Consider the following 6,559-nt stretch of genomic DNA (forward strand, 5'->3'; position numbering starts at 1 on the left):
TCGCCGAACACGAGCCTTACGACCTCTCGCCTTCTGCCGCCGGGATTTTCGATTCGCCATGCCCCCAACCCAACCATGTAGCTACGACACGCTGGTGGCAGCATGTCTGCGTCCCGTGTTCAACAACGAGGCCACACGCCCCTCGTTCGTAGCGCACACTTGCGCCCCCACGAGCGTTGGGGCATGACTGTCACCACTACTCAAGACCCATTGTCTCCGCTTCGGGCTGTGTCCTATGTCCGTGTCTCCACCCTCGATCAGGCCCGGCGGGGGTCTGAGCCGGAGGGGTTGTCGATCCCAGCGCAGCGGGAGGCGAACCGACGACGCGCGTTGGAGATGGGCGCGCTCGTGGTCGCCGAGTTCGTCGAGCGTGGCCGCTCCGGTAGGTCGATCGAGCGGCCGGAGTTGCAGCGGATGCTGGAGTACATCCAGGACCGGCCGGTGGACTTCGTGATCGTGCACAAGATCGATCGCCTCGCCCGCAACCGGGCCGATGACGCAGCGATCACCAGGACCATCCAGAACACCGGTGCCTACCTGGTGTCCACGACCGAGGCGATCAGCACGACACCGAGCGGGAGGCTGCTGCATGGGATCATGGCATCGATCGCGGAGTTCTACTCCCAGAACCTCGCCACCGAGGTGATGAAGGGAATGCGACAGAAGGCCATTCACGGAGGAACGCCGGGGCGGGCACCGCTCGGCTATCTCAACGAGCGTCGATTCGACGACGGCCGCGAGGTCCGCGCCATCACGATCGACCCGGAACGAGCCGAGCACGTCATCTGGGCGTTCCACGCCTACGCCACCGGCGAGTGGAGCGTCACCCGGCTGGCCGCAGAGCTGGAGGCCCGTGGGCTGACGACCAGGCCGGGCCCGAACACTCCGGCGGGGCCGTTGACTGTGAATGGTCTGCATCGGCTGCTGCGGCGCCCGTATTACAAGGGCGTCGTCGTCCACAACGGTGTTGCGCATCCCGGCCGGCACGAGCCCCTGATCGACCCGGTGACCTGGGCGAGTGTGCAAGACATCCTCACCTCCCGTCGTAACGGGGAACGCTCACGTCAGCACGACCACTACCTCAAAGGCACCGTGTTCTGCATCGAGTGCGGCAGGCGACTGATCATGCAGCACACGCGGACCAAGACCGGCCGGGTCTACGAGTACTTCGTCTGCCACCGACGCCGCGACACCGTCTGCCAGCAACGCGAGGCCCTGCCCATCTCCGGCGTCGAGCAACGCGTCGAAGACCTCTACCGCACCATCGAGTTGAACCCCGGCCAGCGTGAACGCATCGAACAGATCGTGCTCGCCAAGCTCCACAGGCAACAGGCAGTCAACGACCAACGCCTCGAGGCGATCGCCGTCGAGACCGAGACGGTCGAGGCGAACCAAGCCAAGCTGCTCGAGGCCTACTACGCCGACGCCGTTCCCCGCGATGTGTTCCTCACCCACCAACGACGTCTCAACTCTGAACTGGCGAACCTGGTCCGCGAGAGGGCGAGGCTGGAGTCGGAGAACACCGAGATCCTCGAGCGTGTCCGTGACGCCCTCGACCTGCTTCAAGACGTCCACGCCACCTACACGAACGCGCCCGTCACGGTGCGCAAGCAACTCAACCAAGCCATCTTCTCCGGGATCTTCCTCGGCCCCGAACCCACCCAGATCCGCACCGAGCTCAACGAACCCTTCGCCACCATCACCCAACCCGGATGAGACCCGGAAGACCCTGGTCCCCTTAGTAGAACCACCCCGCCGGACAGGCAAGGAGACCTACTCGAACTACCCAACGCGCCCGTAAACCTGCTGGTCAGCAAGGGTTTTCCCGCACGCCTGGAGACGCGTGAGGCCGCCCTCTCGGGCGGCCTCACAAGCGTCGATTGCACTTTTGATAAGAGCAACTGGGTGGAGCTAAGGGGATTCGAACCCCTGACCTCTTCCATGCCATGGAAGCGCGCTACCAACTGCGCCATAGCCCCGTTGAACCTCGACAAGTCTATCCGATGGGACCTAACCTCCCCAACTCGGGGTCCCCTTCACGTCGACTGATGGGGGTACCTCCCTGTGCGGAGCTCTGCGGAGCGCTTGGTGAGGCATTCGGTCCACGAGTGGTGCACATTTGCCCCTGATACGAGCGGCGAGGGGCGAACCTGCACCGCTCGGCGTCGCCCCACCCCGGGGTACCGTCACGCTTCCTCGTCATCGGACAGCACGGGCTCGGGCAGGCTGCCGGTGTTCCATTCGGCGAGGCGCCACTCCGACCAGTCGCGATAGCGGCTCTCCTCCAGCACCGACCAGTTGCAGTTCGCCATGCCGCCGAGGGTCCGCCACGAGCTCTCCGGCAGATCGAGGAAGGACGAGACACCGGTGCGGATGACGGCGCCGTGGGCCACCACGACGAGCGTCTGATCGCGGCCGATCGAATCGAGCGTGTCACGCAAGGCGTCGGCGAAACGGTCCCCCGCCTGACGATGGGTCTCGCTGCCCGGCACCTTCGTCTCGTCGCCGTCGACCCACGCCTGCATCGCCTCGGGCATCCGGTCCCAGGCCTGCGGCCAGGTCAGGCCCTCGCGAGCACCGAAGTCCATCTCACGGAACCGCCGGTCGAGCTCGACGGGCAGACCGGCCACCTCGCCCAGGGCCGCAGCGGTCGACGCCGCCCGCTTGAGGTCCGACGACACGATCCTGCTCGGGGCGAGCGCGGCGAGATAGCCGGCCGCCTCCTTCGCCTGCGCCCGTCCCACCTCGTCGAGCGGCACATCGCTCTGCCCCTGGACGCGTCCCGCGACGTTCCAGGCCGTACGGCCGTGCCGCCAGACGATGACCCGTCGATGCGCCACGTCAGCCCAGCCCGAGGTCGACCGTCGGGCAGTCGCTCCACAGGCGCTCGAGGCCGTAGAACTCCCGTTCCTCGGAGTGCTGGATGTGGACGACGATATCGGCATAGTCGAGCAGAACCCACCGGCCCTCGCGTTCGCCCTCACGGCGGACCGGCTTGGCCCCGAGGGACAGCAGCTTCTCCTCCACCGCGTCGCGGATCGCGGACATCTGCGGCGGGTTGGCGCCGGTGCAGAGCACGAAGATATCGGTGATGTACAGCTGCTCGGAGACGTCGAAGGCCACGATCTGCGTGGCCTTCCTGTCGTCGGCGGCCTCGGCAGCGGCGCGGGCGAGCTCGACGGCTCGTTCGGTAGCGGTCATGATGGGTCCTCAGGTTGGTACAGACGGTGCTTGCCGATGTACTGCACGACCCCGTCGGGCACGAGATACCAGACCGGCTCGCCCTTGTGCACGCGTACACGGCAGTCGGTCGACGAGATCGCGAGCGCGGGGATCTCCACCAGCGTGACGCGGTCGTGCGGGAGCCTGCGGATCGTCTCGGCGTCCATCTCATGCCCTGGCCGGGTACAGCCGACGAAGTGCGCCAGATCGAAGAGTTCGTCGTGATCGCGCCACGTCAAGATGGCGGCCATCGCGTCGGCGCCGGTGATGAAGTACAATTCGTCGTCGGGGTGCTGCGCGGCAAGGTCGCGCAGGGTGTCGATGGTGTAGGTCGGGCCGTGCCGATCGATGTCGACCCGGCTGACCTGGAAGCGTGGGTTGGCGGCCGTCGCGATGACCGTCATGAGGTACCGGTCCTCGGCGGGCGACACGTCACGGTCGGCCTTCTGCCACGGTTGCCCCGTCGGCACGAAGATGACCTCGTCGAGGTCGAACCAGGACTGCACCTCGCTCGCGGCGACGAGGTGACCGTGGTGGATGGGGTCGAACGTTCCGCCCATCACCCCGATGCGGCGGCGTTCGTCGGCCATCTGGCTCAGGTGTGCTCGCGGCCCTTGCCGAAGGCGACGAGGATCAGCAGCAGGATGAACAGGAACACGAACGCGCCGACGCCCACGAGCGGAGCGGCGATCGCCGGCTCGTGACCGGCCTCCTCGGCGAACTTCAGCAGATCGAGCATGGGGACAATCTACCAGCGGTCATCGCAGCTGGCCGTCGCCGGTCACCAGATAGGTGGTCGTGGTCATCTCGCGCAGGCCCATCGGACCCCGGGCGTGGAGCTTCTGCGTCGAGATGCCGATCTCGGCGCCGAAGCCGAACTCTCCTCCGTCGGTGAACCGCGTCGAGGCGTTGACCATCACGGCGGCCGAGTCGACCCCGCGCGTGAACCGCTGCGCGGAGGCGAGCGACCGCGTCACGATGGCCTCCGTATGCCCCGAGGAGTAGCACCGGATGTGATCGATCGCCGCATCGAGCGAGCCGACGACCCGCGCGGAGATCTCCGAGGCCAGGAACTCGGTGGCATCGTCCTCCTCGGTCACGGGGACGATCGATGGATCGACTGCCTGGAACGACGCGTCACCGTGGATCAGCACATCGCGCTCGTGGAGGGCCGCGACGATCTTCGGGACGAACTCTTCGGCGATATCCGCATGGACCAGCAGCGACTCGGCCGCATTGCAGACACTCGTGCGCTGGGTCTTGGAGTTCACGACGATGTCCAGCGCCATCTCGAGGTCGGCATCGGCATCGACGTACACGTGGACATTGCCGGTGCCCGTCTCGATGACCGGAACCGTCGACTCCTCTACCACGGCGCGGATCAGTCCCGCTCCTCCGCGTGGGATCACCAGGTCCACCAGGCCACGGGCTTGCATCAGGTGCGTCGCTGAGGAACGGTCGTCGGCCGCGATGGCCTGGATGAGGTCGGCCGGCAGTCCCGTCGCAGCGAGAGCGTCGCGCATGACGGCGACGATCGCGGCATTGGACCGTGCCGCGTTGCGCGATCCCCGCAGGAGCGAGGCGCTCCCTGCCTTGAGGCAGATCGCCGCCGCATCGGCCGTGACATTGGGTCGTCCCTCGTAGATCATGCCGATGACCCCCATCGGCACGCGGATCTGCCGCAGCTCGAGTCCGTTCGGCAGGCTGGAGCCGCGGACCACTTCGCCGACGGGGTCGGGCAGCGCGGCCACCTGGCGCACGCCATCGGCGAAGGCGGCCACGCGACCGGCGTCGAGGGACAGCCGGTCGACGACGTTCTCCGGGGTCCCCTCCTCGCGGGCACCGGCGACGTCGAGCACATTCGCCGCGACGATGTCCTCCGTCGCAGCGACCAGCGCCTCGGCCATCGCGATCAGCGCGGCGTCCTTCTCCGCGCGCGAGGCCTGCGCGAGCACCGTCGCCGCGGATCGCGCCCGCCGGGCAGCATCGTGGACCAACTGCTTCATGTCCGCAGTCTAGATGACCTCGACGGATGGATTCCGCTGTCGGTCCTCGTCGGCCGCGACGGTGACGAGGGCGGAGCCGACGGAGGATGTGACGCCGCGGCTGCTGGGGCGACCATAGAGTCACATCCTGCGTCAGCCGCCCACGCAGGATGTGACTCCGTGGCTGCGATGACAACCACCGAAGCACATCCTCCGTAGGGGATCCGCCGCCCTACGGCGAGACGCTGGGCCCAGGTCAGCTGTCTGGGGAGTGCGGGTCAGCCTTCGAGCTCGGCGAGCCGCTCTTCGGCATCGGTGAGCTTGTCGCCGTCGACCGCGACCACCCGGTGGAACCAGCTCACGGCTTCATCGCGACGTCCCGCCGCCAGCAGGGTGTCGGCATAGGCGTAACGGAGCCGAGCCACCCAGTCGGCGCGGCTCTTGCTCATCAGGTTCTCGGCTTCGAGCAGCTGCAACGAGGCCTCGACCTGTCCCATGTCGCGCCGTGCGCCGGCGACGACGATGGTGAGCTCCGCATTGCCGCCCTCGTCGAGCTGCGCGCGGATCTCGGACGTGTCGTACTCAAGAGCCTTCTGCGGACGCTTCAATGCGCGCTCGCAGTCGGCCATCATCGGGGCGTAGATCGCCCGGCCGGTGATCCGCCGGGCGGCGCGGAACTCCGCGAGCGCCTCGGACCAGTTGCCGAGCGCGTAGGCGGTCTCGCCGGTGGCCTCGCGCACGAGGCCGTTGCGCATCGCGCGCGCCCGGGCGGCGAGAGCATGCTGATGGGCCAGCGCCGGATCTTCGTGCAACAGCGAGCCCGCCATCACCAAGTGCCGGGCGACCTTCTCGGCCAGCTTCGGGGGGATATTCTGCAGTTCCTGGCGAGCGAAGCGATCGAGGTCCTTCGCGCTGACGTCATCGGGGATGGGAGGTCCGTCGTAGACCTTCTGCGCCTCGGTGCGTTCGCGGGGCTCCTGCCGACGATCACGCGGCGCCCCACCCTGGCGGCCGCCGCGGCCCTGCGCCGGCTTGCCGTCTCGACCGGGCTTGCCGTCCTTGCCTGCTGGTCGACCGCGTCCACCACCGGGACGTCCGGACGCGCCCTGTGGGCGCTGATTGCCGCCGGGGCCGCCGCGGCCCTGGCCCTGACGTGGTCTCTTCGATTCAGCTGACATAGTGCTTCCTTGATACATCTGGTGAAATGCGGCGAGGCCGCCCCAGGTGTGTTTGGGGCGGCCTCGCGCTAATGTTTGTCCGGCGACGTCCTACTCTCCCACACCGTCTCCAGTGCAGTACCATCGGCGCTGAAGGGCTTGACTTCCGGGTTCGGAATGTGACCGGGTATTTCC

7 protein-coding genes, 1 tRNA gene and 1 rRNA gene are annotated in these 6,559 nt (G+C 67.4%); 1 reads left to right on the forward strand and 8 read right to left on the reverse strand.

The window, feature by feature from the left end; translation table 11 throughout:
- Positions 1–228: 228 nt before the first annotated feature.
- Positions 229–1,716, forward strand: coding sequence for a recombinase family protein (locus JL108_RS17165; RefSeq protein WP_205199360.1), 1,488 nt, complete (start codon positions 229–231; stop codon positions 1,714–1,716).
- 190 nt (positions 1,717–1,906) lie between these two features.
- Here JL108_RS17165 and JL108_RS17170 read toward each other — a convergent pair.
- From JL108_RS17170 to rrf, 8 genes are all read right to left on the reverse strand, one after another.
- Positions 1,907–1,979, reverse strand: a tRNA-Ala gene (locus JL108_RS17170).
- 207 nt (positions 1,980–2,186) lie between these two features.
- Positions 2,187–2,840 (reverse strand): histidine phosphatase family protein, encoded by a 654-nt coding sequence (locus JL108_RS17175; protein WP_205199361.1) that lies wholly within the window; start codon positions 2,838–2,840, stop codon positions 2,187–2,189.
- Position 2,841: 1 nt separating this feature from the next.
- Positions 2,842–3,201 (reverse strand): ribosome silencing factor, encoded by a 360-nt coding sequence (gene rsfS / locus JL108_RS17180; RefSeq protein WP_143915021.1) that lies wholly within the window; start codon positions 3,199–3,201, stop codon positions 2,842–2,844.
- On the reverse strand, positions 3,198–3,812 hold the full coding sequence (nadD, locus tag JL108_RS17185) for a nicotinate-nucleotide adenylyltransferase (RefSeq protein WP_143915020.1): 615 nt from the start codon (positions 3,810–3,812) through the stop codon (positions 3,198–3,200). Before nadD ends, rsfS begins: the two co-directional genes overlap by 4 nt.
- A gap of 5 nt (positions 3,813–3,817) precedes the next feature.
- On the reverse strand, positions 3,818–3,961 hold the full coding sequence (locus JL108_RS17190) for a hypothetical protein (RefSeq protein ID WP_185973256.1): 144 nt from the start codon (positions 3,959–3,961) through the stop codon (positions 3,818–3,820).
- Positions 3,962–3,980: 19 nt separating this feature from the next.
- Positions 3,981–5,228: a glutamate-5-semialdehyde dehydrogenase gene (locus tag JL108_RS17195; protein ID WP_205199362.1), complete on the reverse strand. Its 1,248-nt coding sequence runs from the start codon at positions 5,226–5,228 to the stop codon at positions 3,981–3,983.
- 257 nt (positions 5,229–5,485) lie between these two features.
- On the reverse strand, positions 5,486–6,385 hold the full coding sequence (locus JL108_RS17200) for a tetratricopeptide repeat protein (protein ID WP_205199363.1): 900 nt from the start codon (positions 6,383–6,385) through the stop codon (positions 5,486–5,488).
- 77 nt (positions 6,386–6,462) lie between these two features.
- Positions 6,463–6,559: ribosomal RNA gene (gene rrf / locus JL108_RS17205) — 5S ribosomal RNA — on the reverse strand; the annotation flags it as partial.

It is taken from the genome of Aeromicrobium sp. YIM 150415 (genome assembly GCF_016918125.1).
Taxonomy (GTDB): Bacteria; Actinomycetota; Actinomycetes; order Propionibacteriales; family Nocardioidaceae; genus Aeromicrobium; species Aeromicrobium piscarium.